The organism is Bradyrhizobium sp. JR3.5, from assembly GCF_054057015.1.
On record NZ_JBSRYV010000002.1, the window covers coordinates 1,860,764 to 1,886,969 of the forward strand.

The window sequence follows — 26,206 nt, forward strand, 5'->3', positions numbered from 1 at the left end:
CAACATTGGCACGAGAGAAGCCAAAGACAAAGCGGGAGGGACAACGAGATGAGCAATCCGCTCTATGCATTTCCGGCGGTGTGCGAGCAGACCTTGCGGGCACTGGCACGCTATCCGTCGCGCACGGCCTTCGCCTGGCCGGGCGGCTCGCTCAGCTATCAGGGCGCGACCGGACCTGATCGGACGGATGCAGAGCGTGTTCATGCGGCTCGGCTTCGCGCCGGGCACCCGCGTCGCGCTGCTCACCGCCAACCGTGCGGACAGCTGGTGCGCCGGCGTCGCCGCGCAATTGTCGCGGCTCGCGATCACCTGGCTGCACCCGCTCGGCTCGCTCGACGACCAGCTGTTCCAGATCGAGGACTCCGAGGCCGAGATGCTGATCGTCGATGGCATCACGTTTCGCGATCGTGGCGGCGAGCTCGCCGCCAAGGCCGCCGGCCTGAAGACCGTGTTCACGCTCGGCCCGGCGGATTACGGCGCCGACCTGTTGCAGGTGGTCGAAGATGCGGGCAGCGCGACCGCGCAGAACTTCGCCCGCGAGGACGACATCTCGACCCTGAACTACACGGGCGGCACGACCGGCAAATCCAAGGGCGCGCTGCGCTATCACCGCGAATATGGCGGCTTCGCCGCCGCCATCCTTGCCGACTTCGAGATTCCGGAGACGCCGCGCTACCTGACGGTGGCGCCGATCAGCCATGTCGCCGGCACCAAGGTGCTGCCGACGCTGATGCGCGGCGGCACCGTGCACATGCTGAAGGGGTTTGATCCGGAGGCCGTGTTCAAGACCATCGCGCGCGAGAAGATCAACTTCACGCTGTTCGTGCCGACCATGATCTATGTGATGCTGGATCATCCGGCGCTGCCCAAAACCGACCTCTCCTCGCTCGAGCTGTTGCTCTACGGCGCATCCGCGATGTCGCCGAGCCGGCTGGTCGAAGGCATCGAGCGCATCGGCCCGGTGTTCTCACAGCTTTACGGCCAGACCGAATGCTATCCGGTCTCGGTGCTGCGCAAGGCGGACCATGACCCGAAGACGCCGGAGCTGTTCCTGTCCTGCGGCTTCCCGATCACCGCCTGCCAGGTGAAGATCCTCGATCAGGACGACCAGGAGGTCGCGACCGGCGAGGCCGGCGAGATCTGCGTGCGCGCCACGCATGTGATGGCCGAATACTGGAAACGTCCCGACATCACGGCGGAGACGCTGAAGAGCGGCTGGCTGCACACCGGCGACATCGCCCGCAAGGACGAGCGCGGCTACATGTTCATCCTCGACCGCAAGAAGGACATGATCGTCTCCGGCGGCTTCAACATCTTCCCACGCGAAGTCGAGGATGTGCTGTCGCAGCACGCCGACGTCGCGATGGTCGCCGTGGTCGGCGTGCCCGACGACAAATGGGGCGAGGCCGTCACCGCCGTCGTGGTGGCGCGCGAGGGCGCTGTGCCCGACGCCGACGAGCTGATCAGCCTGGTCAAGGCGAAGAAGGGCTCGGCGCACGCGCCGAAGCAGATTCAGTTCGTCAAGGAACTGCCGATGACCGGCGTCGGCAAGGTCGACAAGAAGGTGCTGAAGGCGCGCTTCTGGTCCGGCCGCGACCGCATGGTGGGGTAGCTGCGCAAGTTCCCAACCGTCATCCTGCGCGCGTCTCGAAGGATGCACGGCCCCGATGCCGCCGTGTGCTGCAAGCAACCTGTCCTCGCGGCAAGAGCTGGGCCGTCGCCCTTCGAGACGCCGCTTCGCGGCTCCTCAGGGTGACGGAGAGAGCGTGGAAGGCGCGGCGAGACTGTCGCTGCTCGCTGCAGCCGCGAGCTGACCGCCCCCCTGCCCCAGCAGCTGATCGAGCCGCTCGCGCAGCTGATCCTGGTGGTAGGGCTTGGCCAGCCGCGGCAGGTCGACCTGAGTGCCGTCGGGCAATTCGGCATAGCCGGTGGCGAGCAGGACGACGAGATGCGGGCGCAACTCGCGCGAGGCTGCGGCCAGTTCGATGCCGGTCATGCCGGGCATCACGTGATCGGTCATCATCAGGTCGATCTCCTGGTCGCTCCTGAGGATATCGAGCGCGTGCGGTCCGGAACTGGCGCCGATCACGCGATGGCCGAGGTCCTCCAGCATCTCCATGGTCGACATCGCGATCAGCGGATCATCGTCGACCAGCAGGATCACCGCCGATCGCTTGACCTTCTGCGCCGCAGGCGCCGGGCTCTCGACCGCCGGCGCTGTTGTCGCGACCGGCAGCACCAGCACGGCCGTGGTGCCCTTGCCGACCGCGCTCGACAGCTGCAGCGCTCCGCCGAGCTGCACCGCGAGCCCGTGCACCATCGACAGGCCGAGACCGGTCCCCTTGCCCACCGGCTTTGACGAGAAGAACGGCTCGATCGCCCGCTTCAGCACGTCCGGCGACATGCCGCTGCCGCTGTCGACCACCGACAGCTTCAGGTAGTTGCCCGGCTGCAGCGCGGGATCGCCCTTGACCTGATCGCTCCCGCCCTGATCGTTTCTGGCCTGATCGTTTTTGACCTGCCAGGCCGCGAGGCGGATTTCGATCACGCCGCCATCCGGCATCGCATCGCGCGCGTTGATCGCAAGGTTGAGCACCGCAAGCTCGAGCTGGTTGGTATCGACGCAGGCCGCCGGCAGTCCGTCCGGGATGTCGAGGCGCAGCGTGATGCGCGGCCCGAGCGAGCGCTCGAGCAATTCGCTCATATCGCGCACCAGCGCGCCGAGATCGACCGGCACCGCGCGCAGATCCTGCTGCCGTGCGAAGGCCAATAGCCGTTGCGTCAGCGAGGCACCGCGCTCGGCGCCCTGCAACGCGCCATCGACCAGCCGGCGCAGGCGCGGGTCCTCCGGCATCCGCTTGCGCAGCAGATCGAGATTGCCCATCACGGCCATCAGCAGATTGTTGAAGTCGTGCGCGACGCCGCCGGTGAGTTGGCCGATCGCCTCCATCTTCTGTGCATGGCGGAGCTGTTCCTGCGCCCGCTCGCGCGCGGCGACCTCCTTCATCAGGTCGGCGGTGCGCTGTTCGACCCGCAGCTCCAGCGTCGCGGTGAGCTCGGCAAGCGCGGTGCGCTCCGCGGCGAGCTGCGCCAGCAGCGCCTCGCGCTCGATCTCCGCGGTCTTGCGCGCGGTGATGTCGGAGCAGACCCCGACCAGCGATCGGATGTTGCCGTCGGGGCGGCGCACCGCACGGGCGCGGACGTCGACCCAGTGCTGGGTGCCATCGGGCCAGATGTTGCGATACTCGATCCGGTAATCCGCGCCGGTGCGCAGCGTTTGCTCGACGATTTCGCTGCGGCGGGCGCGGTCATCGGGATGCACCGCGTCGAGCAGATCCTGATAGGTGAAGGGATCGCGAGGCTTGCGTCCGAAGAATGCCTTGCAGGTCGGCGACGCCTCGAGCTCGAAATCCGGCAGATGAAGTTCGAGCGCGCCGAGATGGCCGGCATCGAGCGCGGTCTGCAAAAGGTCTTCGCTCTCGGTCAGGTCTTCCAGTATCTGGCGGGTCTGGTACTGGCGGCGGCGGCCGCGCACCGCCGCGGCGACCAGGCTCACCAGCGTGGTCGGATGGAACGGACGCTCGATGAAGGTGACATTGCCGAGCGCGCGGCCGAGCCGCGCCGCTTCAGGATTGCGCTCGGGCCCGCCCTTCTCGCTCATCAGCACGATGGGAAAATCCGACCATGACGGCTGCTCATTCAGCCAGCGCGTCAGGCCGGCAAGGTCGGCGGTCCTGATCGCCTCATCGGCAATGATGGCAAGGCCCGCCCCGCTCGCGACCTGGTGCTCGAGCTCGGCGAGGTCGCCGCAGATGTTGGCGTAGTAGCCGGCTTCCTTGATCAGGTGGGCGGTCTTGACGGCGTCTCGCTCGCTCGCGGCGAGGATGACCGCGCGTTCCGAGGACGGGCCGGGCTTCACTGCGAGGCTCCGGGCCGCTCCGGAGCGCCGATACCATCCACCCGCAACGCACGGGGCCGCCGGACGGCCTTGGCCAGGAAACCGGCGGCGAGATCGATGCGCGTCATGACACCCCCTAACGAGACCAAAACTCGTTGGTGCCGCCAACCGTTCCGGAGGCGCAGGGGTATTTTTGCACAAGGGCGGCCGCTGCGGGCTGCCCTTCTCTCCATCCTGGCGGCTGAAACCGGCCCGGCGCTAGCGCCGCTCGATCACGAGGCTCTGGACGGTACGGCCGAAATAGCCGCGCTGGTCGGCGAGCCGCGACATCGCAAGCCCTGCGCCGTCAGGCCCGATCCAGGACTCACTGTCGAGCAGGACCCAGTCGCCGACCGGCTCGCGCGCCAGGCTCACGGTGAGATCGGCGTTGATGAAGGTCCACCGGCTGAAATCGAGAGCCGGCGAAACGCCGTTGGAGAAATCCGAGGCGACCACTGCGCGCATCGCCTGCGAGACGGCGACGCCCGCGATCAGCGGCTGGTTGACGCGGAACCAGATCGCGCCTGGGCCCAGCACGCCGAAGCGGCCGCGCGCGGCGCGCATCGAGATGTTTTTCACGAACGGACTGTTCGCGAGATTGCCCGGCTCGACGATGCTTTCGTCGGGGCCCGGCAGATCGACCGGAACGGCTGCGACATCCGGCGGCAGCTCGGCCGCCTGCTGCTTGATCTTGAGCACGGTGGCCGAGACGACGAGAACGCCGTCGGCGAGAAGTCTGACGCCGCAGAGCTGGATCTTGCGGCCGTCGCGCAGGATCTCGCTCGAGACCGTCAGCGGCGCCACCGGCACCGGACGCATCAGGTCGATGGTGACGCGCGCGATCCGCATCGGCAGCGGCGTGGGGATGGCTTCGGCCGCCCACACCACCAGCGCCGCCGGCGCGGAGCCGTGCTGCATCCGCGGATCCCATGGACCCGCGGCATCCGGACTGGTGACGACGCGGTCGCCGTCAACGCGAAAGATCGGCTCCATCACGCAAGCGCCGGATCGACCGCTTCCTCGTACTCTTTCCTGAACCGCGCGATCAGCTCGGCCGCGGGCACCACCTTGGAGATGCTGCCGACGCCCTGGCCGGAGCCCCAGATCTCCTTCCATGCCTTCGGCTTGGCGCGCTCGCCCGACGAATCGGTGCCGAAGCTCATCTTCGACGGATCGGAGGTCGGCAGGTTTTCCGGATCCATGCCGGCCGCGACGATCGACGGCTTCAAATAGTTTGCCGTGCACGCCGGTGAACAAATTGGAGTAGACGATGTCCTCGGCGGACGAATTGGTGATCATGCTCTTGTAGCCCTCGACCGCGTTCGCCTCCTGCGTCGCGATGAAGGCCGAGCCGATATAGGCGAAGTCGGCGCCGATGATGCGCGCCGCGCGAATGGCGCGGCCATTGGCGATGGTGCCCGAGAGTGCGATCGGCCCGTCGAACCACTGCCGGGTCTCGGACACGAACGGGAACGGCGACAGCGTGCCGGCATGACCGCCGGCGCCGGCCGCGACCAGGATCAGGCCGTCGGCGCCCTTCTCGATCGCCTTGTGCGCGAACTTCTGGTTGATCACGTCGTGAAAGACGATGCCGCCCCAGCCGTGGACGGCCTGGTTGAGCTCCTCGCGCGCGCCGAGCGAGGAGATGATCATCGGCACCTTGTGCTTCTCGCAAAGCGCCATGTCGTGATCGAGCCGGTTGTTCGACTTGTGCACGATCTGGTTCACCGCGAACGGCGCTGAGGGCCGCTCCGGATGCGCCTTGTCGTAGGCGGCGAGCTCTTCCTTGATCCGGTACAGCCATTCGTCGAGCAGTTCCGGCGGCCGCGCGTTCAGCGACGGAAACGAGCCGACCACACCGGCCTTGCACTGGGCGATGACGAGGTCGGGCACCGAGATGATGAACAGCGGCGCCCCGATCACGGGAAGAGACAGGCGGCCCTTGAACAGAGCAGGCATGGACATTGGCGGCGAATCCTCAAGTTGGTTGGTCTCGATGCTGACCGTCATACCAACAAGGCAATCTTTCCAGTGTCAAGTATTGCGTCATGGCACTGCAAAAAGGATGACAAAACCTCATCCAGATGTCGTGTTTTTCGGGCGGATCTGGCATCCCAGACGCAGTTTCGACCGCCTCTATTGGCAGACCGCCCGTGTCACGAAATTTTCCGTCTTGCAGTCGTTCGGCCCGCGCTTGTGGCCCGGCAGATAGACCAGCGGCGAGCATTTTTCGGAGCGCGTCGGTATCGATGCTCTTGCCCTCCTTGAACCCCTTGCTCTGGCACAGCCGGTCGGCGCCGATCTTGCAGTCCGGCGCGCCGTTCGAGGCCACCACGCAGGCCGCGCGCCCGGTCACCATCGTCGAGGGGCGCGCGATGTTCGACAGATCGTTGATGGTCTCGCCGGGGCTCTTCAACGACGGCAGCGCCGACTTCGACTTCTCGAACAGCTTTCCGATTTCGTTGATCAGCCCGGGATTCTCGCGCTCGACCGACGCCGGCGGCAACTCGATCTGTTGTTGCTGCGGAGACTCAGCCGGCTGCTGCGCCGGCGACTGCACGCCGAGCGCGGGCGGCGCAGTCTGCGCCCGTGCGCTGTCGGTCGCAGGCAGCGCCATCGACAGCGCAAGGCCCGCCATCGCAACGCACGCCTTGGCGGGATTGAGTCTCGCGAGATTCACGGGTCGTCGATTCCATCAGCCAACGCAGCGACCGTAGTCCGAAGCCGTCCGCGAGCAAAGACGCGAACAGCTAGAACTTTGGTCAGATCAGCTTGAATGCGACAACAAAGCCCAGCACCAGCACGATCGCGCCGATCGCGACCCACAGGCCGAGCCGCTTCTCGAGCTCGGCGCGGATGACATCGCCATAGCGGTTGAGCAGCACCGCGACGAAGAAGAAGCGGCCGCCGCGTGCGACGATCGAGCACAGGATGAACAGCCCGATGTTGTAGCCGGCAAAGCCCGACGTGATCGTCACGAGCTTGTAGGGGATCGGCGTCAGCCCCTTCACGAGGATGATCACGGCACCCCACTCGGCATAGGAGGTGCGGAACGCGTCGACCTTGTCGGAGAGGCCATAGAGATGGATCAGCCACTGCCCGAGCGAGTCGTAGAGCAGCGCGCCGATCGCGTAGCCGAGCACGCCGCCGGCGACGGACGCGACGGTGCAGACGGCCGCGAACCACCAGGCCCGCTTCGGCCGCGCCAGCGACATCGGCAACAGCATGATGTCAGGAGGGATCGGGAAGAAGGAGCTCTCGGCGAAGGCGACGGCCGCGAGAATCCAGAGTGCGTAGGGTTTGTCGGCAGCTGCGACGCACCAGTCGTAAATCCGTTTCAACATGGGCGCGATGAACCATCATGGAGCGGATTTGTCCATGCCGGGAATGGATCGAATTTGGTTGATTTACGACTGCCGTTTGCGCAGCCGGTTCTCCAGCGCGACAATTCGACGCCGAACCACCGGAACGGGCGCGGTCTTGGGCAGCTTGACGGGCGACTTCGGCAGCTTCTCGGCGATCCCGAGCAGCCGCTCGCGCCGCTCCATCTCGCGCCACACATCCCCCGGCTTCACGCCGGCCGATGCCCACAGAACGGTGAGATTGTAGAGCAGGTCCGCGCTCTCGCGGACGACGGCGTCCGGCTTGCCGCTGACGGCGTCGATCACGACCTCGACCGCTTCCTCGGCGAGCTTCTTGGCCATCTTGGCCGGCCCGCGCTGGAACAACCGTGCCGTGCGCGAAACTGCCGGATCAAGATCCTTGGCCGCGATCACCGCCTGGTAAAGCCGCTCGATCGAATCACTCATCCTACGAGCCTAATCGAAACGCGTCGCCAGCGTGTTAACGGGCAAGCCGACAACGAAAAATCCACCGGCCTCACAGCCGGTGGATTCGACGCCTTGTGACAGTTCTGCGAACCGATGACGGTGTCAGTACGGCGTATAGGGCAGTGCCGAGCGGCGCCCGTAATAGCCGTGATAACCATAGTACGGTCCGCCGCCGTAATAGGCCGGGCCACCACCATAATAGGCGGGACCGCCGTAGTAGCCCGGGCCGCCGTCGTAGTAGCCATAGGAGTCGTAATAGTCGCGACGGTTCTGGGCTGCAGCGATCGCCAGACCCGTGCCGACGATCCCGGCGAACGCAGCCGCAGCAGCCGCGCCACCGCCACGATAGTAGCGACGGCGCGCGCTGATGTCGGTTGCGCCGCTCGTGCCGTGCGATGTCGTCACTGCGGCCGCCTTGTCAGCCGGAGCAGAGCCTGCGAACGCCATCGTCGGCTCAACGGCCGTCAACGCCACCGCGGCAACCGTCGCCAATGTGGCTGCGCGGCCAATGGACGAAAAAACACCTTTTCGCGCAAACATTGCAGTCATCCTTGTGGAAGCCGGCCCGGCGGGCCCTGGTTAGCTAACCACTACCCCTAGATTAGGTTCCCCAAACCGAATGCAAGCTGAACAACCTTGGGTTAAATCATGGCAGTCATCGGCCGTTCACCTTGCCTGGGGCAGGATGCCGGCAAATAACGCTTGAAATTGATGCTTGAATTGCACCCTGCCCTGGCGCATTCGATGTCATGAAGCAGGCGCAGCCGGCGCGGCACTTTGTCTCGCCTCCCGGATGTCATGATGCAGGTAAGTCGGACCACCGTTCTCCACTGGATACTGGCCGGCGTGATTGGCCTTTCGGGCGGCGTGTGGCCGGCCGTCACGCCGTTGCGCGCCGGCGATGCGCCGCAGCCGCTCACCATCCAGTTCACGCTCGACCGTCCGCTTGATGCCGCCGCGGCCCCATTCGTGATGGCGTCGGCCGGCGGCCTGTTCAGCGCCGAGGGCCTTGCGGTCGGCACCAACGTCGCCACCAGCTCGGCGGATGCGATCGCGCGCGTCGCCGACGGCTCGAGCGATTTCGCCCTCGTCGACATCAACGCGCTGATCCGCTTTCGCGACAAGCCTGGTGCTGCCCCCGTCAAGTCGGTGTTCGTGCTGTTCAACCAGGCGCCTTATGCGATCATTGCCCGCAAGAGCCGGGGCATCAAGGCGCTGACCGACATCCAGGACAAAAACCTCGGCGTCGCCGAGGGCGACCTGTCGATCCGGCTGTGGCCCGCGGTCGCCAGGCAGAACGGCATCAAGCTTGCGAGCGTGAAGCAGAACACGATCAGCGCCGCGGTGCGCGAGCCGATGCTCTCCGCAGGCCAGATCGATGCCGTGACCGGCTTCTCCTATCTCTCGGCGATCAATCTGCGCGATCGCGGCGTGCCTGCCGACGATCTCGCGGTGCTGCGCTTCGCCGACTATGGCTGCGAGGCCTATGGCTTTGCCGTGATCGTCAGCCCGCGCCTTGCCGCGGCGAAGCCGGACGCGGTGAAAGGTTTCGTGCGCGCGGTGATCGGCGGCACCAACCTCGCGGTCAAGGACCCGGCCCGCGCGGCGAGCGAGGTGGTGAGCCGGATGGATGGCGGCTCGCGCGACCTGGAGCTGGAGCGGCTGGGCGCCATCATCCGCGACAACATCCTGACCGGCGAGGTGAAGCGCAACGGCCTCGGCGGCATCGAGCCGGAGCGCTTCGAGCGGTCGGTCGACCAGCTCGCGGAGGACTTCAAATTCCAGAAGCGGCCGCACGCCGCCGACATCTTCGACGACCAATTCCTGCCGCCCATCGATGGCCGGCTGGTGAACTAGGCCTCCCTATCCACGTCATTGCGAGCGAAGCGAAGCAATCCATTGTCGCCGAACACAAGACAGATGGATTGCTTCGTCGCTGCCGCTCCTCGCAATGACGGAATGCCAGGGCTCGCAGCAGAATCGATGAGTTGGATAACGCCAGAAGCGGTCATCGCCCGCTGGCCCTGCATCGCGAACCCTGATTAGATTGCATCCCGCCTGACCGGGCGCCCACCGCTGACGAGTCCCGCCGGCATGTCCATGCTTCGCCTCTATACCCGCGTCCTCGAACTGCTCGGCAAGGAGGCGCGGCTCGGCTGGATCCTCGCGGCCGCCAACATGCTGCTCGCCGGCGCGCAGTTCGCCGAGCCGGTGCTGTTCGGCAAGATCGTCGACGTGCTGTCCGGCCGGCCGGTCACCGGGCTGTTCGCGACCTCCTCGGCATGGCCGCTGCTCGCGGCCTGGGCGGCATTCGGCCTGTTCACGATCGGCTGCAGCGCGATCGTCGCGTTGCAGGCCGACCGGCTGGCGCATCGCCAGCGCCAGGCCGTGCTGACGGATTATTTCGAGCACATCCTGCAGCTGCCGCTGACCTTCCACTCCGGCACCCACTCCGGGCGGCTGATGAAGGTGATGCTGAACGGCACCGACGCGCTGTGGCGGCTCTGGCTCGGCTTCTTCCGCGAACACTTCGCCGCGATCATGTCGCTGGTCGTGCTGCTGCCGCTCGCGCTTTACATCAACTGGCGGCTGGCGATCCTGCTGTTCGCGCTCTGTGTCGTGTTCACCGTGCTGACCACGCTGGTGGTGCGCAAGACCTACGGCATGCAGAGCGAGGTCGAGGCCTATTACAGCGACCTCTCGGCGCGCGCCTCAGACGCGCTCGGCAATGTCGCGCTGGTGCAGAGCTTCGTGCGGATCGATTCCGAGGTGCAGGGCCTGCGCTACGTCGCCGACAAGCTGCTCGCGGTGCAGATGCCGGTGCTGTCATGGTGGGCGCTGGTCACCGTGATCACGCGCGCCTCGACCACCATCACGGTGCTCGCGATCTTCACCGTCGGCATCGCGCTTCACAACGAGGGCCTTACCACGGTCGGTGAGATCGTGATGTTCGTCTCGTTCGCCACCATGCTGATCCAGAAGCTCGAGCAGGTGGTGAGCTTCATCAACAATGTGTTCATGGAAGCGCCGCGCCTGCAGGAATTCTTCGACGTGCTCGATGCGGTGCCGGCGGTACGCGACCGGCCAGGCGCGGTCGATCCCGGCCGGCTGTCGGGGCTGGTCGAATTCAACGACGTCTCGTTCTCCTATGACGGCAAGCGGCCGGCGATCGAGGATCTCTCCTTCACCGCGTTGCCCGGCCAGACCATCGCGCTGGTCGGTGCGACCGGTGCCGGCAAGTCCACCGCGATCGCGCTGCTGCACCGCGCGTTCGATCCGCAATCCGGCATCATCGAGATCGACGGTATGGACATACGCGCGCTGAAGCTGACCGCGCTGCGGCGGAACATCGGCGTGGTGTTCCAGGAGGCGCTGCTGTTCAATCGCTCACTCGCCGACAATCTGCGCGTCGGCAAGCCCGACGCGACCGACGAGGAGCTGCGTACCGCCGCGGCGCGCGCGCAGGCGCTGGATTTCATCGAGCGCAGCGAAAAGAAGTTCGACACCCATGCCGGCGAGCGCGGCCGCATGCTGTCCGGCGGCGAGCGGCAGCGGCTGTCGATTGCGCGTGCGCTGCTCAAGGATCCGCCGATCCTGGTCCTCGACGAGGCGACCAGTGCGCTCGACGCCGTCACCGAGGCCAAGGTCAATGCTGCTCTCGACGAAGTGATGAAGGGCCGCACCACCTTCGTGATCGCGCACCGTCTCTCGACCATCCGCTACGCCACCCGCATCCTGTTGTTCGACCAGGGACGGGTGATCGAAAGCGGAACTTTCGATGAACTGGTGGCGAAAGGCGGGCGTTTTGCCGAACTGGCGCGGGCCCAGTTCATGGTCCAGGAACAGGCGCGCGCCGGCATCGAGGCACCATAATTCTCCCCTTTCCAATTGAGGCGGCTGCCGAAATTCAGCCGATTTCGTCCACGATATAATTGGCCGGCCTCTGTTCTCAGCTGGCAAGCCGGTATAGGTTTGCATCGCCGCAATGCGGCGCCGGACACGCTTGAAACCCGTACGTCACATCGCAAGACCTCCTTCTCGAAGGCGGGTCTCAAAGGACCGGAACCGTCGTGTATTTTCCTCGCCCGCTGCGCCCGTCGTTGAAATGGATTCTAGCCGTCGCGATGCTCGCCATCGCAACGCCGCAGATCGCGCAGGCCGAGGCGCTGCTGGTCGTCGAGGCCGATACCGGGAAGGTGCTGCAGGCCGACAATGCGACGATGCCGTGGTATCCGGCCTCGCTCAGCAAGCTGATGACCGCCTATGTGACTCTGAAGGCGGTCAAGGATGGCCGGGTGTCGCTCGACACGCTGCTCACGGTGTCGCCGACCGCGTCATCGCAGTCGCCCTCGAAGATGGGCCTTCGGCCCGGCACCCAGGTCACCGTCGACAACGCGCTCAAGATGATTGCTGGTGAAGTCGGCCAACGACATGGCCGTGGTGCTGGCCGAGGGCATCGGCGGCTCGATCGACGGCTTTGCCGGCGAAATGAACCAAACCGCCTCGAGGCTCGGCATGACGCAAACGAGCTACGTCAACCCGAACGGCCTGCCCGCCGACGGCCAGATCACCTCGGCGCGCGACATGGCGATCCTCGCCCGCGCCATCATCCGCGACCTGCCGGAATACGAGTATTTCGTCCACATCCCGTCGATCCGCTTCGGCCGCCGCATCACCCAGAACTTCAACAAGCTGATCGGCCGCTATCCCGGCGCCGACGGCTTCAAGACCGGCTTCATCTGCGCGTCCGGCTACAATCTCGTGGCGTCGGCGACGCGCGATGGCAAGCGGCTGATCGCCGTAGTGCTCGGCGCCTCTTCGGGCCGCATGCGCGCGATCCGCGCCGCGCAGCTCTTGGATCGCGGCTTTGCCAATAACGGGCTGGCGTGGCTGCGGCCCTCGCTCGGCACCGTCGACAATCTGGTGCCGATCGATTCCACCCCGCCGAACCTGCGCGAGGAGATGTGCGGCGCCAAGCACAAGCGGCCTGCCAGCGACGAGGACGGAGAAGACACCGTCGCCAGCGCCGGCGCGAGCACCAACGGCGACAGCGGCGTGAGCTTCTTCGCCTCGGGCCTGCAGGCCGCGATGCCGACAAAACCGGCCGACCTGCTGGCGCAGCCGGCGGCGGCGTCCGAACCGGTCGTGGTTTATACGGGACCGACAAAGACCGGCGCTGCGTTGATCGCCGCGGTCGAGGCCGACACCGAGAAGCTGCAGCCGGCCAAGCGCGGCAAGGGCAAGCACACCCGTGTCGCCGGCAAGAAGTCCGATACGGCTGATGACGCCAAGGGTGACAGCAAGAGCGCCTCCAAGTTGGATAGCTCCAAGTCGGACAACAAGCCGGCGGCCAAGCCCGTACGTCACGCCAACGCCAAGCCGGATGCCGCAGCTGCGAAGCCCGCCGCGGACAAGCCTGCCGCCGCAAAGCCTGCCGGCAAGCCGGCGGCGGCAAAGCCTGCTGCGAAGCCCAAGGTCGAGAAGCCCAAGGCTGAGAAGCCGAAGGCCGACGCCAAGCCGGCAGGCTAGCAGAGCGCCCCCCTCCGATCTCCCAATGCGTCGATAGCGCGCAGCGGCTTGCCATTGGCCGCGGCATCGCTCAATACTGCCTGAAATAAAGCGGCCAAGATAATACGGCCCAGGGTCGGGAAACCCGGAAACAATCCGGGACATCAGCCAAATTTGAGAGAGGGGATTGACCACTATGGAGCGCATCTGGCTCAAGCATTATCCGGCCGGCGTGCCCGCCGATATCGACGTCACGCAATATTCGTCGCTGGTCGAATTGCTCGAAGAGAGCTTCAAGAAGTTCGCCGATCGCAAGGCGTTCATCTGCATGGACAAGGCGATCACCTATCGCGAGCTCGACGAGATGTCGACCGCGCTCGGTGCCTACCTGCAGAGCAAGGGGGGCCTGCAGAAGGGCGCGCGGGTCGCGCTGATGATGCCGAACGTGCTGCAATACCCCATCGCGATCGCCGCTGTGCTGCGCGCCGGCTATGCCGTGGTCAACGTCAATCCGCTCTATACCCCGCGCGAGCTCGAGCATCAGCTCAAGGATTCCGGCGCGGAAGCGATCATCGTGCTGGAGAACTTTGCCACCACCGTGCAGAAGGTGCTGGCGAACACCGCGGTGAAACAGGTGATCGTCGGCAGCATGGGCGACCTGCTCGGCTTCAAGGGCGTCATCGTCAATTTGGTGGTGCGCCGGGTGAAGAAGATGGTGCCGGCCTGGTCGATCCCCGGCGCGGTCACTTTCAACGAGGCGCTGTCGGCCGGCCGCGGCATGAAGCTCAACAAGCCCGTGCTGACGCGCCAGGACGTCGCCTTCCTGCAATACACCGGCGGCACCACCGGCGTTTCCAAGGGCGCCACGCTGATCCACCAGAACGTGCTCGCCAACGTGCTGCAGAATGACGCCTGGCTGCAGCCGGCGCTGAAGAAGCCGCCGATCGTCGACCAGATGGTCATCGTCTGCGCGCTGCCGCTCTATCACATCTTCGCCCTGACTGCGTGCTACCTGCTGGGCGTGCGCTCCGGCGGCACCAATCTGCTGATCCCCAATCCGCGCGACATGGCCGGCTTCATCAAGGAGCTGGCGAAATATCAGGTCAGCTTTTTTCCGGCAGTCAACACGCTCTATAATGGCCTGTTGAACACGCCAGGCTTCGACAAGCTGGATTTCTCCAAGCTGAAGATCGCCAATGGTGGCGGCATGGCGACGCAGAAGCCGGTCGCCGAGAAGTGGCTCAAGGTTACCGGCATCCCGCTCTCGGAAGGCTATGGGCTGTCCGAGACCTCGCCGACGCTGACCTGTAACCGCGCCGACATCGAAAGCTTCTCCGGTACGATCGGGCTGCCGGTACCCTCGACCTATCTGTCGATCCGTGACGACGAGGGCAACGAACTGCCGATCGGCCAGGCCGGCGAGATCTGCGCCAAGGGTCCGCAGGTGATGGCGGGCTACTGGAACAGGCCGGACGAGACCGCGCGCGTGATGACGTCGGACGGCTATTTCCGAACCGGCGACATCGGCGTGATGGACGAGAACGGCTACACCAAGATCGTCGACCGCAAGAAGGACATGATCCTGGTCTCGGGCTTCAACGTCTATCCGAACGAGATCGAGGAAGTGCTGGCGAGCCATCCGGGCGTGCTCGAATGCGCCGTGATCGGCGTGCCCGATGCGAAGTCCGGCGAGGCGGTGAAGGCCTTCGTCGTCAAGAAGGACCCGAACATCACGGCGGAGGACGTCATCAAGTTCAGCGCCACCCAGCTCACCGCCTACAAGGTGCCGAAGCAGATCGAGTTCAGGGCCGACCTTCCGAAGACCAATGTCGGCAAGATCCTGCGCCGCGAGCTGCGCGACGAGAAGAAGGCCGCGGCCTGAAACAAGTGATGCGGGCGTTGGACGGACATGACTGACGCTCGCATCGCGACGCCTGCCGATGTTATCGCGTTCTGGCAAGAAGCCGGCCGCGACCGCTGGTACACGCGCGACGATGCCTTCGATGCCGAAATCCGCAGCCGCTTCCTTGCCACCTGGCAGAAGGCGGCTGCCGGCGAGTTGTCGTCATGGGAGGCGAGCGACGAGGGCGCGCTGGCGCTGACCATCGTGCTCGACCAGTTTCCGCGAAACCTGTTTCGAGGCGACGCCAAGACCTTTTCAAGTGATGCGCTGGCGCGTGAAGTGGCAAGGCGCGCCATCGACCGCGGCGTCGATGCGCGGACCGACCCGGTGCTGCGCGAATTCCTCTATCTGCCTTTCGAGCATTCCGAGGACCTCGACGACCAGCAGCGCTGCGTGACGCTGTTCCGGCAATATGACTGCCATCCCGACAACCTGAAATATGCCGAGGATCACGCCGACATCATCCGCCGGTTCGGCCGCTTCCCGCACCGTAACCGGGTGCTGGGCCGGGAAACCACCGCGGACGAGCAGGCCTTTCTCGACGCCGGCGGGTTTTCCGGCTGATGACGGAACGGTGACTGCGCTTCGGCATTGCCGTTCCCGCAGCAGATCGTATTGTGCGGTCCAACCGCCGGGTTTAAGACAATTCCGCTTCACCGAGGGAGAACACCGATGACGATCAATGTTGGCGACAAGCTGCCGGAAACCAAGTTTCGCGTGATGACCGCCGAGGGTCCGCAGGTCAAAACCACCGACGACATTTTCAAGGGCAAGAAGGTCGCCCTGTTCGCGGTGCCCGGCGCCTACACCGGCACCTGCCACAAGATGCATCTGCCGAGCATCTTCCTCAACGCCTATGCCCTGAAGAACAAGGGCGTCGACACCATCGCGATCGTCTCGGTCAATGACGCCTTCGTGATGAACGCCTGGAAGCGCGACACCGACCAGCGCGACGAGGCCGTCTTCCTGGCCGACGGCAATGCCGACTTCACCAAGGCGATCGGCATGGAGCTCGACGCTTCCGGCAACGGCCTCGGCATCCGCTCCCACCGCTACTCGATGCTGGTCGAGGACGGCGTGGTGAAGAAGCTCAACAAGGAGCCGGCTCCGGGCAAGGTCGAGGTCTCCGGCGGCGACACGCTGCTCGGGCAGCTCTGAGCTGACGCTTACGCCGCAAGCTGGCTGTCATCGCCCGGCTCGACCGGGCGATCCAGTATGCCGCGGCCTCTCGTTTCAATGGCTACCGTCTCTGGAATACTGGATCGCCCGCTTTCGCGGGCGATGACAGTTTTGGGCATGGCGATAGCAGGGACGCTGGTCTGTAGGATGGGTAGAGCGAAGCGAAACCCATCGCCTTCGTGCCGTGTATTGAGATGATGGGTTTCGCTTCGCTCTACCCATCCTTGTATTAGCGCGCTGGATTAGACTGGCCTCGTTCCGAGAGGAATGGCCCAGCTCGGGTGGCCGCCCGGGCTGGGCCGCTGATCGATCGGATCGATACCCATCGAAGCCTTGAGGGCTGTCGTTCGTAGCAAGATCGCGATCGGCACTTCATCGGGACCCGCATGGTTGAACGAACTCTAGGTTCGCATCACAAGGGAGGGTCGAGGAAGATGGCCAAGCGTATCACAATCTGTGCCGGAATCGATATCGGCAAACGGAAGCTCGACGTGGCGCTCGCCGACGGCTCGGACCAGCTGCAGGTGGAGAACACGGCGGATGGTTACAAGACGCTGTTGGAGTGGCTTGGGCGCCACAAGGTCAGGCGGGTTGGGATCGAGGCGAGTGGTGGCTATGAGCAGCCGGTCGTCGTCGAGCTGCGGCGCAAGCGGTTTGTCGTCGTGGTGTTCCAGCCGGCGCAGGTGCGTGCCTATGCCAAATACCGCGGGCAGCGCGCCAAGAACGATCGGATCGATGCCGCGCTGATCGCCGCCTGCACCGCTGCGGTCAAGAAGATCCACCCGGCACCCGACGCCAGATTACCGCCCTTGGCCGGACATCTGACGCTGATTGATCAGATCGGAGAAGATATCGCGCGATTCAAGAACCGGCTCGAGAGCTGTCGCGACGCGCGTATCCAAAAGCTATGGAAAGACGACATCGCTCGTCTGGCCAAGCGCGAACGGGTTGAGTTCAAGGCTCTGGTGGCGGCGATCCGCGAGCAACACGATCTCGCCGCCCGGCTCGACCTGATCCACAGCGTCGGTGGGGCCGGGCTGCCGACTGCGGTCGCCGTCCTGGTCCGGATGCCCGAGATCGGCCAGGTCAGCCGCGAGCAGGCTGCAGCACTTGCGGGCCTTGCGCCGTATGACGACGACAGCGGCGAACACATCGGCGCTCGTCACATCGACGGTGGACGCAAGCGTCTGCGCCAGGCGCTCTACGCTGCGGCGCTGGCGGCGTCCTTTCGCTGGAATCCGCAGCTCATCGCCCTGTACAAACGATTGATCGCCGCCGGCAAAGGCCACAAGCGTGCCCTGATCGCCTGCGCCAGGAAGCTGCTCATCTTCATCAACACCGTGGTGGCTCGAGCGATCCCTTGGCAAGCTCACTTGCCAGTCGTCGCTCCGGCAAGCTGAAGCGTTTCTTTGTTCGATCGGGGCACCGTTTCTTCGTCCCGACCTGCCGTCACGAGGACGCCGCGCACAGCGGCCGTCAAGGATGGCCGTCGCTCAAATGCCGCCACATCCCCACTCTCGCCAGGCCACGCCTTGATGGCCGCGAGCACGGCGTCAGTCTCAACGGCGATCGGGCAATTCAATCGCACACAATCGGAAACGCTAATGGTTGCTACGCGGCTGCTACGCGGGGCGACCGTGCGCCCTACCCCTTCAACCTCGCCATCGCCACGCCCTCACGCGCCAGCTCGTCGGCGCGTTCGTTCTCGGCGTGGCCGGCATGGCCCTTGATCCAGTGCCAGCGCACCTCGTGCGGCTTCAGCGCGGCGTCGAGGCGCTGCCAAAGCTCGACATTCTTCACCGGCTTCTTGTCGGCCGTGCGCCAGCCATTGCGCTTCCAGCCGTGAATCCATCCGGTGATGCCCTGGCGGACGTACTGGCTGTCGGTGGTGAGGTCGACCACGCAGGGCTTCTTCAGGGCTTCCAGCGCCGAGATCGCCGCCATCAGCTCCATGCGGTTGTTGGTGGTGTGCGCCTCGCCGCCCTTCAATTCCTTCTCGACGTCGCCGAATCTGAGGATCGCGCCCCAGCCGCCCGGTCCGGGGTTTCCGGAGCAGGCACCATCGGTGAAGACAATCACATGCGGCTTGTCGCTCACGCCACGCATCCTGCCGGCGTGATGCCGTAGTCGTTGATCGCAGCGACGCTCTGGTGGAAGCGCAGCTTGCGGACGTATTCCAGCGGGTCCTTCGGCTGCACCAGCGCACCCGCGGGCACGTTTAGGAAATCGACCAGGCGCGTCAGCAGGAAACGAAGCGCGGCGCCGCGCGCGAGCAGCGGCAGCGCGGCCTCTTCCGCCGCCGACAATTGCCGCTCGCGGCCATAGGCATTGAGCAGCGCGCGCGCCTTGGTGACATTGAAGGAATGATCCGGCTCGAAGCACCAGGCGTTGAGGCAGATCGCGACGTCGTAGGCCAGGATGTCGTTGCAGGCGAACGGAAAGTCGATCAGGCCCGAGAGCTTGTCGCCGAGGAAGAAGACGTTATCGGGAAACAGGTCGGCATGGATCACGCCGACCGGCAGATCCACCGGCCACGCGGCTTCGAGGTGATCGAGCTCGCGCGCGATGAAGTCGTGCAGACCCGGCTGCACGCTGTCGGCCCGCGCGGCGGCAAGATCGAACAGCGGCCGCCAGCCGGAGACCGACAGCGGATTGTTGCGGACCAGCGGAAAGTCGCGGCCGGCCAGATGCATTTTGGCCAGCGCCGCGCCGACGCCTGAGCAATGCGCCACGTTCGGCCGCCGCGGCCACATGCCTTCGAGGAAGTTGATGATCGCCGCCGGCCGGCCGGCAAGCCGGCTATAAACCTCGCCCTTGCGGTTGCGCGCCGGCTGCGGGCACGACACCCCGCGCTCGGCGAGATGCGCCATCAGCGACAGGAAATACGGCAGGTCGTCCTCGGCCACGCGCTTCTCATAGAGCGTGAGAATGTAGGCGCCCTGGCTGGTGTGCAGCAGGAAGTTCGAATTCTCGACGCCCTCGGCGATGCCCTTGTAGGAGAGCAATTCGCCGATGTCGTAGCTCTTGAGGAATTCCGCGAGGTCTTCGGCGGCAACGTCGGTGTAAACCGCCATATGGTCTATTCCGCGGCGGCAGCGTCGGGCCGCAGCGAACGCGGCAGCGGGAAGAACTCGTTCTCTTCCGCGGCCGAGACCGTCTCCACGTGAAGCTCGAAGCGCTCAGCGAAGGCGCCCATGATTTCCTCGACGATCACTTCCGGCGCCGACGCGCCGGCGGTGATGCCGAGGCTCTTGATGCCTTCGAACCTGCTCCAGTCGATGTCGCTGGCACGTTGTGCAAGCACGGCAATGGGACAGCCCTCGCGCTCGGCGACCTCGCGCAGGCGCTGCGAGTTCGACGAGTTCGGCGCGCCGACCACGATCAGGGCATCGACCACCGGCGCCACCTTCTTGACCGCAAGCTGGCGGTTGGTGGTGGCGTAGCAGATGTCTTCCTTGTGCGGGCCGTTGACGTTCGGGAAGCGCTGCTTGAGCAGCGCCACGATCTCAGCGGTATCGTCGATGGACAGCGTGGTCTGGGTCACGAAGGCGAGATTGTTGGGGTCCTTCGGGACGAAGGTCTTTGCATCCTCGGCGGTCTCGATCAGGGTCACGGCACCGACCGGGAGCTGGCCCAGCGTGCCGACCACCTCGGGGTGATGGGAGTGCCCGATCAGCAGGATCTCGCGGCCGCGCTTGAAATGGATCGCCGCCTCGCGGTGGACCTTGGTCACCAGCGGGCAGGTCGCATCCAGCGAGAAGAAATTGCGGGATTTGGCCTCGGCCGGAACCGACTTGGGAACACCATGGGCCGAAAATACCACCGGCGCATTGGTGTCGTCGGGGATTTCGGCCAATTCCTCGACGAAAATGGCGCCTTTGGTCTTCAGGCTGTCGACCACGTACTTGTTATGGACGATTTCGTGCCGGACATAGACCGGGGCACCATAAATGGTGAGCGCGCGTTCGACCGTATCGATGGCGCGGACCACCCCGGCGCAAAAGCCGCGGGGGGAACAAAGCACGATTCTAAGATCGGGTTTTTTCGCTGACATCAGGCTGTCTCGGGGCAATCTCGGGACCGAATCACCCCTCGCCGGCGGGCGGGGAACGGCCAGTTAGGATAAGGACTTGGGACTGCTTTCGGGCGCTGTCAAGGCGATTTTGCTGGCCCATTGCGCCATTCCCCCCGGAGGGCTTATATAGGCCCTATAATTCCCGTCATCGCCGATGACTACCAGCTTCGCCTCTACAGAGGTGGGCGAAGCACAAAGGAGATTTGCCATGAGCAACGCACCGCTGATGCCGAAGGCGACTGCCGTGTGGTTGGTCGATAATACCGCCTTGACGTTCGATCAGGTGGCCGATTTCACCAAAATGCACCCCCTGGAGGTGCGTGCCATCGCCGACGGCGACGCCGCCCAGGGCATCAAGGGCATGGACCCGATTTCCAACGGCCAGCTGACCCGCGAGGAGATCGAGCGCGGCGAGCGGGACCAGAATTACCGCCTCAGGCTCCAGGAGAGCAAGGTGGTGCTGCCGACCGCCGCCAAGAAGAAGGGCCCGCGCTACACCCCGGTGTCGCGCCGCCACGAGCGGCCGAGCGCGATCCTCTGGCTGGTGCGCAACCACCCCGAGCTGAAGGACGCCCAGATCATGCGGCTGGTCGGCACCACCAAGACCACGATCGCCAGCGTGCGCGACCGCACCCACTGGAACGCCTCGACCCTGACCCCGATGGACCCGGTGACGCTCGGCCTGTGCTCGCAGATCGAGCTCGATTTCGAGGTGCAGCGCGCCGCCAAGGAGAAGCCGACCACGACCGTTTACGGCGGCGCCACGCTGCTGCCGGCCTCCGAGACCACGCGCAAGGACGATCTGGACGATCAGCCGATCGAGCGGCACGACGATCTCAATGTCGATGCCGTGTTCGCCAAGCTGAAGACGATCGGCGGCAAGAAGGCCGACGACGAGGAGTAGGCGCCGGCTCCGTTTCGCGAAGCCCGACTACGAAACGCGGCAGGGCAACCCGCCGCGTTTTTGTTTGGGGCACGCGTAGCCTTGATCCCGCAAGCGGCGCGCCGGTGGCCCGCTTTCGCTTAGCCGAACGTGAAGCGCCGGTGGGCGAAGTCGAGCAGCGGACGTTCGAAATAGCGATAACTCAGGGCACACAGCCCGAACGTCAGCGCGAGCGCGCCGAAGGTCAGCGAGATGCCGGCGAGGCTCTCGACTGTCCTCGGTTGATGCAGCACGGCGAACAGCAGGTACACGATGACGTGGTGGGTGAGATACGCCGCGTAGGACGTCCTGGCGAAGAACGTCGCGACCGGGCTGCGCAGCAATGCGAGTTTTGGCGCGCCGCGATTTTCCAGGACGACGAACAGCAGGGAACCGAAGAAGATCTCGACCTGCGTGTGCGAGAACGCCACCGACCAACGCTTCCATCCGAACAGCCACAGCAGGGGGAGCGACATGCTCGACCATTTGAGGATGGCGGCGACGCGTCTGGAGACCTCGGCATCCGGCTTGCGATAGAGGCGCCACCAGGCGATCAGCGCGCCGATCGCAAGCGAATCGATCCTGAATTGCGGCAGCACGTACCAGCCGTAGGCGTCCGGCAGCGCGCTGTCGATCAGGCGCCCGATCGGGCAGACCAGGATCGGCACGAGCAGGATCGCGAACAGCCGCTCGGACGGGATGTTCCGGACCAGCAACGGAAACAGCAGATAGAACTGCTCCTCGATCGCGAGCGACCAGGTTACGGCCAGCCAGAAAGCGCCGTCGGTCTGCGCCTTGGCCATGCCGAAGTTCTGCAAGCCGAACAAATACAGCCAGCCGGGCACGCCCCTGGTGTCGAACAAATCAGGGCTTAGCGAAAAATACCAGCCGATCGCCGCGCAACCGCACATCAGGTAGTAGAGCGGCCAGATGCGGAACGCGCGCCTGCCATAGAAGGCCGAGTAATAGCGTTCGGCCGCACGGTGGCGCAGCAGAATATCCGTGATGAGATAGCCCGACAGAATGAAGAACAGGTCGACGCCGAAGCGGCCGACATGCAGCAGTTTCCACGGCCAGCCCTGCGGACCGTCCGGCGCGCCGAAATAGTGCCAGATGACGACGATCAGCAGCGCGATCGCGCGCAGCCCGTCGAGCTCTCCGATCCTGTCACGTTGCAACGCGGGCTCGCCTTCCACAAGCACAGGACCTGGTCTCATCCAAAACAGCTGCTCGTGATCGCATGCGGCGCGCCGATGTCTTGCCGGAATTCGGCCCGGCGGCCGTCCACGCACACCTCACCGGGCCGGCCGTCGCCATGGCGCCTAGTGGCGGTCCGGATTGTTCATCATGTATTCGCCGAGATCGCGCTGCCGCCGATCGGTGCGGGCTTCGGCGTTCTGGCGCTGGACGTCGCGATCCTTGCGGCATGCGACATATTCGGGCGAGCCGACCGCGACCTTGCCATTGCCCTGGCAGTACTGATCGTCGTCGCCCATGCTCTCCGCGATCGGCGATCGGCCGCGCTCGAGACAGCCTGCCAGCAGCGGCAGTGCGAGCAGCAATGCAAGAGGCGCGCGTGCGGAAATGGATCGCATCGGTGGTCCGTATCTCGTAGCAAATGACAGGGAAGGCCGGGATGACCCGGCAATCCATCAAAATCAAGGCCATTTTGCTTCCAATGGGTTTCGATGGAGCGCGAGCGAGCTGGACGATCACGCACTCATCGACCATCGCGCCCGCGGCCACCCCTCTCCCCACCCCTCCCCCGCAAGGGGGGAGGGAGTCTGACCGGCGTGCTCACCTCACGTCATCGGATCTACACGGAGTTGCTGCAGGTAAGGAGGGCACCGGCGGAAGGGTTCCCTCCCCCCTTGCAGGGGAGGGTTAGGGAGAGGGGTTCACACGACGTGCTCTCACAGATGCGCCGCTGCACGCTCGGCACTCGCACGATGATCGCAGCTACCCCTTGCCCTTCAACGCCTCTCCGATTTCGTCGAGCACCTTGGGGTCCTCGATCGTCGCCGGCATGGTCCAGGGCTCATCGTCGGCGATCTTCTTGATGGTGCCACGCAGGATCTTGCCGGAGCGGGTCTTCGGCAGCCGCGCCACGGTGATCGCGAGCTTGAACGCGGCGACCGGCCCGAGCTTCTCGCGCACCAGCGCCACGACCTCCTTCTCGACCTGATCCGGTGCCTTGGTCACGCCGGCCTTCAGCACCAGGAAGCCGCACGGCACCTCGCCCTTGATCGCATCCTTGACGCCGAGCACCGCGCATTCGGCGACATCGGGATGCGAGGCGAGGATCTCCTCCATGCCGCCGGTGGAGAGCCGGTGGCCGGCGACATTGATGATGTCGTCGGTGCGGCCCATCACCCAGACGTAGCCGTCCGCATCCTTGTAGCCGGCGTCCGAGGTCTTGTAGTAGCCGGGGAATTCCGAGAGGTAAGCGTCCCTGAAGCGATCGTCCTGCTGCCACAGCGTCGGCAGGCACGCCGGCGGCATCGGCAGCTTGATCACGATCGAGCCCATGGTGCCTGCGGGCACCGGCTTCGCCGCCTCGTCGACGATGTCGACCTGATAGCCCGGCATCGGCACCGTCGGCGAGCCGTGCTTGATCGGCAACTGGCCGAGCCCCACCGGATTGCCGGCGATGCACCAGCCGGTCTCGGTCTGCCACCAGTGATCGATGACCGCCACCTTGAGCTGCTGCTCCGCCCACTCCACCGTCGGCGGATCGGCGCGCTCGCCGGCGAGGAACAGCTTGCGGAAGCGCGAGAGGTCGTAGCTCCTCAGCAGCTTGCCCTCGGGATCTTCCTTCTTGATCGCACGGAATGCGGTCGGCGCGGTGAAGAGGGCAACCGCCTTGTGCTCGCTGATCACGCGCCAGAACGCGCCGGCATCCGGCGTGCCGACCGGCTTGCCCTCATACATGATCGTGGTCGAGCCATGGATCAGCGGGCCATAGACGATGTAGGAGTGACCGACCACCCAGCCGATGTCGGAGCCGCACCACCAGATCTCGCCGGGCTTCACGCCGTAGAGATTGTGCATCGACCATTTCAGCGCAACCAGATGGCCGCCATTGTCGCGCACCACGCCCTTCGGAATTCCGGTCGTGCCCGAGGTGTAGAGGATGTAGAGCGGATCGGTCGCGGCGACCGGCACGCAGGGCGCGGCCTTGCCGGCGTCGAACGCGGCGCGGCGCAGCGTCGCCCAGTCGTGGTCGCGGCCCGCGGTGAGCTCGCAAGCCTGCTGCGGTCGCTGCAGGATGATGCAGGTCTCGGGCTTGGCGCCGGCGAGGCGGATCGCTTCGTCGAGCAGCGGCTTGTACTGCACGATGCGCCCGGGCTCGATGCCACAGCTCGCCGAGAAGATCAGCTTCGGCTTGGCGTCGTCGATGCGGGTCGCGAGCTCCTTGGCCGCGAAGCCGCCGAACACCACGCTGTGCACCGCGCCGATCCGCGCGCAGGCGAGCATCGCAACGACAGCCTCCGGCACCATCGGCATATAGAGGATGACGCGATCGCCCTTGGCCACACCGAAATCCTGCATGACCGCGGCCAGCGTCCGCACCTCCGCCAGCAGCTCGGAGTAGGTGAATTTGGTGATGGTGTTGGTGAGCGGTGAATCGTGGATCAGCGCGACCTGGCCGGCGCGGCCGCCGGCGACATGGCGATCCAGCGCGTTGTAGCAGGTGTTGACCACGGCGCCGGCGAACCAGCGTCCATAGGCGCCCATGGACGGATCGAAGACTTTCTTGGCCGGTTCGATCCAGTCGATCTCGCGCGCCGCCTCCGTCCAAAAGCCCTCGGGGTCTCGAAGCGAGCGGGCATACACCTCATGATACCGGCTCTTCTGCTGGACGTTCATTGCGCTTCTCCCTCGCCTCCATCGTCGCGGTCGAGCATGACGACTTCGGATGGTTGGCTCTCTTTGGCGGCCATTGTCATGGACGCGACCGATAATTCAAGCCAGAAACTTACCGACGTTGGCACTAGTAGCCGTCGACGCCGTTGATCTGCCGCAACCGCTCGCGCATCGCCTTTTGCAGGTCATAGGCAGGCGTGCCGAATTCCGCGTTGCGGCGGGCGATGAACTGATCCTGCTCGCGCTGCAGCTCGCGCGCCTGGCGCGGATCCTTTGCCTCGCGCACGGCGCGAAAGGTCGATGCGCCGATCTCGCGATCGAGATCGGCAAGCTCGGGATTGGCGCAGATCGCCTTCTCCACCGGCCGGCGCGCCTTGCGGCAATCGAAGCTCGGCTTGCCGGCGACCGCCATCATGGCGCCGATCCGCTCCAGTTCCAGCGACAGCGATTTGTAGTTGGCCTTGGCGGCGGCGTGGTCTGGATTGAGCTTGACGGCGGCGCCGAAATCCATGATCGCCTTTGGCCGGTCGCCCTTGCGGCGCCAAAGCTCGCCGCGCGCATTGTGGGCGTCGGCAAGCGAAGGATCGAGCCGGAGCACGGTGTCGTAATCTGAGATCGCGCGATCGATCATCTGCTTGCGGTCATAGGCGCTCGCGCGTGCCATCAGCGCCTTGACGCGATCCGGCTTGGCCGCCTTCTCATTGTCGATCAGCGCGCCGCAAGCCTCGATGGTCTTGTCGTCATCCGTTGCCGCAGCCGCAGCGATGCAGGACCCGGCATCGGCCTGCACATCCTTGCCGGGCTCGCTGCCGGCCGCGCGCGCAACGCCTGACGTCAGCGCGACCGACAGCCAAACGCACAGCAGCGCCAGAACCAGATTGAAGGCCAGGTTTGCAGCTTTTCGTCGCATTCCGATTGCCGACAAGACATCCCTCTCCCGCACCCGAACCACCGGCCCCTGATATCCAGCAGCGCGCCCATTTGC

20 protein-coding genes and 3 pseudogenes are annotated in these 26,206 nt (G+C 65.2%); 9 read left to right on the plus strand and 14 right to left on the minus strand.

The window, feature by feature from the left end:
* Positions 1–48: 48 nt before the first annotated feature.
* Positions 49–1,612: pseudogene (locus ACVWW1_RS25765) on the plus strand (AMP-binding protein).
* A 135-nt stretch (positions 1,613–1,747) separates the two neighbouring features.
* Here the strand turns inward: ACVWW1_RS25765 and ACVWW1_RS25770 are convergent.
* From ACVWW1_RS25770 to ACVWW1_RS25800, 7 genes and pseudogenes are all read right to left on the minus strand, one after another.
* On the minus strand, positions 1,748–3,919 hold the full coding sequence (locus ACVWW1_RS25770) for an ATP-binding protein (protein WP_456657868.1): 2,172 nt from the start codon (positions 3,917–3,919) through the stop codon (positions 1,748–1,750).
* A gap of 237 nt (positions 3,920–4,156) precedes the next feature.
* The gene (locus ACVWW1_RS25775) at positions 4,157–4,930 is read right to left on the minus strand and encodes a thioesterase family protein (protein ID WP_456657869.1); all 774 of its coding nucleotides are present in this window, start codon (positions 4,928–4,930) and stop codon (positions 4,157–4,159) included.
* Positions 4,930–5,902, minus strand: a pseudogene (locus ACVWW1_RS25780) (NAD(P)H-dependent flavin oxidoreductase). Before ACVWW1_RS25780 ends, ACVWW1_RS25775 begins: the two are co-directional and overlap by 1 nt.
* A gap of 13 nt (positions 5,903–5,915) precedes the next feature.
* Positions 5,916–6,575 carry a hypothetical protein gene (locus ACVWW1_RS25785; protein WP_456657870.1) on the minus strand — a complete coding sequence of 220 codons (660 nt, stop codon included), beginning with the start codon at positions 6,573–6,575 and terminating at the stop codon, positions 5,916–5,918.
* A gap of 124 nt (positions 6,576–6,699) precedes the next feature.
* Complete coding sequence (locus tag ACVWW1_RS25790) at positions 6,700–7,281, minus strand: YqaA family protein (protein ID WP_456657871.1); 582 nt, start codon at positions 7,279–7,281, stop codon at positions 6,700–6,702.
* Positions 7,282–7,344: 63 nt separating this feature from the next.
* Complete coding sequence (gene hisE / locus ACVWW1_RS25795) at positions 7,345–7,746, minus strand: phosphoribosyl-ATP diphosphatase (protein WP_207834978.1); 402 nt, start codon at positions 7,744–7,746, stop codon at positions 7,345–7,347.
* A 123-nt stretch (positions 7,747–7,869) separates the two neighbouring features.
* A complete protein-coding gene (locus ACVWW1_RS25800) occupies positions 7,870–8,307 on the minus strand; it encodes a hypothetical protein (RefSeq protein ID WP_456657872.1) in 438 nt (145 codons plus the stop codon).
* 261 nt (positions 8,308–8,568) lie between these two features.
* On the opposite strand from ACVWW1_RS25800, the gene ACVWW1_RS25805 reads away from it, so the two are divergent.
* The 7 genes and pseudogenes from ACVWW1_RS25805 to ACVWW1_RS25835 all read left to right on the plus strand — a co-directional run bounded on the left by ACVWW1_RS25805 (position 8,569) and on the right by ACVWW1_RS25835 (position 17,757).
* Positions 8,569–9,624 (plus strand): ABC transporter substrate-binding protein, encoded by a 1,056-nt coding sequence (locus ACVWW1_RS25805; RefSeq protein ID WP_456657873.1) that lies wholly within the window; start codon positions 8,569–8,571, stop codon positions 9,622–9,624.
* A gap of 237 nt (positions 9,625–9,861) precedes the next feature.
* Entirely contained in the window at positions 9,862–11,640 is a 1,779-nt protein-coding gene (locus tag ACVWW1_RS25810) for a glucan ABC transporter ATP-binding protein/ permease (protein ID WP_456657874.1), read from the plus strand.
* A 251-nt stretch (positions 11,641–11,891) separates the two neighbouring features.
* A pseudogene (locus tag ACVWW1_RS25815) lies at positions 11,892–13,296 on the plus strand (D-alanyl-D-alanine carboxypeptidase family protein).
* A gap of 175 nt (positions 13,297–13,471) precedes the next feature.
* Positions 13,472–15,157 carry a long-chain-fatty-acid--CoA ligase gene (locus ACVWW1_RS25820; RefSeq protein WP_456660677.1) on the plus strand — a complete coding sequence of 562 codons (1,686 nt, stop codon included), beginning with the start codon at positions 13,472–13,474 and terminating at the stop codon, positions 15,155–15,157.
* A 27-nt stretch (positions 15,158–15,184) separates the two neighbouring features.
* Positions 15,185–15,742 carry a DUF924 family protein gene (locus ACVWW1_RS25825; RefSeq protein ID WP_456657875.1) on the plus strand — a complete coding sequence of 186 codons (558 nt, stop codon included), beginning with the start codon at positions 15,185–15,187 and terminating at the stop codon, positions 15,740–15,742.
* 108 nt (positions 15,743–15,850) lie between these two features.
* Positions 15,851–16,336, plus strand: coding sequence for a peroxiredoxin (locus ACVWW1_RS25830; RefSeq protein ID WP_229196031.1), 486 nt, complete (start codon positions 15,851–15,853; stop codon positions 16,334–16,336).
* A 455-nt stretch (positions 16,337–16,791) separates the two neighbouring features.
* Positions 16,792–17,757 (plus strand): IS110 family RNA-guided transposase, encoded by a 966-nt coding sequence (locus tag ACVWW1_RS25835; RefSeq protein WP_456655983.1) that lies wholly within the window; start codon positions 16,792–16,794, stop codon positions 17,755–17,757.
* A 244-nt stretch (positions 17,758–18,001) separates the two neighbouring features.
* On the opposite strand, the gene rnhA is transcribed toward ACVWW1_RS25835, so the two are convergent.
* Genes rnhA through ispH form a run of 3 tightly spaced genes read right to left on the minus strand, consistent with a single transcriptional unit; the run spans position 18,002 to position 20,411 of the window.
* Complete coding sequence (gene rnhA, locus ACVWW1_RS25840) at positions 18,002–18,463, minus strand: ribonuclease HI (protein ID WP_171947839.1); 462 nt, start codon at positions 18,461–18,463, stop codon at positions 18,002–18,004.
* Positions 18,451–19,431 carry a homoserine kinase gene (locus ACVWW1_RS25845; protein WP_456657876.1) on the minus strand — a complete coding sequence of 327 codons (981 nt, stop codon included), beginning with the start codon at positions 19,429–19,431 and terminating at the stop codon, positions 18,451–18,453. The genes rnhA and ACVWW1_RS25845 overlap by 13 nt, the downstream gene beginning before the upstream one ends.
* A 5-nt stretch (positions 19,432–19,436) precedes the next feature.
* On the minus strand, positions 19,437–20,411 hold the full coding sequence (ispH, locus tag ACVWW1_RS25850; RefSeq protein ID WP_173643790.1) for a 4-hydroxy-3-methylbut-2-enyl diphosphate reductase: 975 nt from the start codon (positions 20,409–20,411) through the stop codon (positions 19,437–19,439).
* 229 nt (positions 20,412–20,640) lie between these two features.
* On the opposite strand from ispH, the gene ACVWW1_RS25855 reads away from it, so the two are divergent.
* On the plus strand, positions 20,641–21,336 hold the full coding sequence (locus ACVWW1_RS25855; protein WP_456657877.1) for a DUF1013 domain-containing protein: 696 nt from the start codon (positions 20,641–20,643) through the stop codon (positions 21,334–21,336).
* 119 nt (positions 21,337–21,455) lie between these two features.
* Here ACVWW1_RS25855 and ACVWW1_RS25860 read toward each other — a convergent pair whose 3' ends face one another.
* From ACVWW1_RS25860 to ACVWW1_RS25875, 4 genes are all read right to left on the minus strand, one after another.
* The gene (locus ACVWW1_RS25860; RefSeq protein WP_456657878.1) at positions 21,456–22,571 is read right to left on the minus strand and encodes an acyltransferase family protein; all 1,116 of its coding nucleotides are present in this window, start codon (positions 22,569–22,571) and stop codon (positions 21,456–21,458) included.
* Positions 22,572–22,676: 105 nt separating this feature from the next.
* Positions 22,677–22,949 carry a hypothetical protein gene (locus tag ACVWW1_RS25865; RefSeq protein ID WP_229168563.1) on the minus strand — a complete coding sequence of 91 codons (273 nt, stop codon included), beginning with the start codon at positions 22,947–22,949 and terminating at the stop codon, positions 22,677–22,679.
* 364 nt (positions 22,950–23,313) lie between these two features.
* Positions 23,314–25,224, minus strand: a complete 1,911-nt coding sequence (locus tag ACVWW1_RS25870) for a propionyl-CoA synthetase (protein ID WP_456657879.1) — start codon at positions 25,222–25,224, stop codon at positions 23,314–23,316.
* Between the two features lie 124 nt (positions 25,225–25,348).
* A complete protein-coding gene (locus tag ACVWW1_RS25875; protein WP_456660678.1) occupies positions 25,349–26,131 on the minus strand; it encodes a hypothetical protein in 783 nt (260 codons plus the stop codon).
* Positions 26,132–26,206: the final 75 nt, after the last annotated feature.

Bases quoted from the DNA above. Each gene is read 5' to 3' on its own strand.
- ACVWW1_RS25775 (WP_456657869.1), bottom strand. From the start codon at position 4,930: ATGGAGCCGATCTTTCGCGTTGACGGCGACCGCGTCGTCACCAGTCCG.
- ACVWW1_RS25785 (WP_456657870.1), bottom strand. From the start codon at position 6,575: ATGGCGGGCCTTGCGCTGTCGATGGCGCTGCCTGCGACCGACAGCGCA.
- ACVWW1_RS25790 (WP_456657871.1), bottom strand. From the start codon at position 7,281: ATGTTGAAACGGATTTACGACTGGTGCGTCGCAGCTGCCGACAAACCC.
- hisE (WP_207834978.1), bottom strand. From the start codon at position 7,746: ATGAGTGATTCGATCGAGCGGCTTTACCAGGCGGTGATCGCGGCCAAG.
- ACVWW1_RS25800 (WP_456657872.1), bottom strand. From the start codon at position 8,307: ATGTTTGCGCGAAAAGGTGTTTTTTCGTCCATTGGCCGCGCAGCCACA.
- ACVWW1_RS25805 (WP_456657873.1), top strand. From the start codon at position 8,569: ATGCAGGTAAGTCGGACCACCGTTCTCCACTGGATACTGGCCGGCGTG.
- ACVWW1_RS25810 (WP_456657874.1), top strand. From the start codon at position 9,862: ATGTCCATGCTTCGCCTCTATACCCGCGTCCTCGAACTGCTCGGCAAG.
- ACVWW1_RS25820 (WP_456660677.1), top strand. From the start codon at position 13,472: ATGGAGCGCATCTGGCTCAAGCATTATCCGGCCGGCGTGCCCGCCGAT.
- ACVWW1_RS25825 (WP_456657875.1), top strand. From the start codon at position 15,185: ATGACTGACGCTCGCATCGCGACGCCTGCCGATGTTATCGCGTTCTGG.
- ACVWW1_RS25830 (WP_229196031.1), top strand. From the start codon at position 15,851: ATGACGATCAATGTTGGCGACAAGCTGCCGGAAACCAAGTTTCGCGTG.
- ACVWW1_RS25835 (WP_456655983.1), top strand. From the start codon at position 16,792: ATGGCCAAGCGTATCACAATCTGTGCCGGAATCGATATCGGCAAACGG.
- rnhA (WP_171947839.1), bottom strand. From the start codon at position 18,463: ATGCGTGGCGTGAGCGACAAGCCGCATGTGATTGTCTTCACCGATGGT.
- ACVWW1_RS25845 (WP_456657876.1), bottom strand. From the start codon at position 19,431: ATGGCGGTTTACACCGACGTTGCCGCCGAAGACCTCGCGGAATTCCTC.
- ispH (WP_173643790.1), bottom strand. From the start codon at position 20,411: ATGTCAGCGAAAAAACCCGATCTTAGAATCGTGCTTTGTTCCCCCCGC.
- ACVWW1_RS25855 (WP_456657877.1), top strand. From the start codon at position 20,641: ATGAGCAACGCACCGCTGATGCCGAAGGCGACTGCCGTGTGGTTGGTC.
- ACVWW1_RS25860 (WP_456657878.1), bottom strand. From the start codon at position 22,571: ATGAGACCAGGTCCTGTGCTTGTGGAAGGCGAGCCCGCGTTGCAACGT.
- ACVWW1_RS25865 (WP_229168563.1), bottom strand. From the start codon at position 22,949: ATGCGATCCATTTCCGCACGCGCGCCTCTTGCATTGCTGCTCGCACTG.
- ACVWW1_RS25870 (WP_456657879.1), bottom strand. From the start codon at position 25,224: ATGAACGTCCAGCAGAAGAGCCGGTATCATGAGGTGTATGCCCGCTCG.
- ACVWW1_RS25875 (WP_456660678.1), bottom strand. From the start codon at position 26,131: ATGCGACGAAAAGCTGCAAACCTGGCCTTCAATCTGGTTCTGGCGCTG.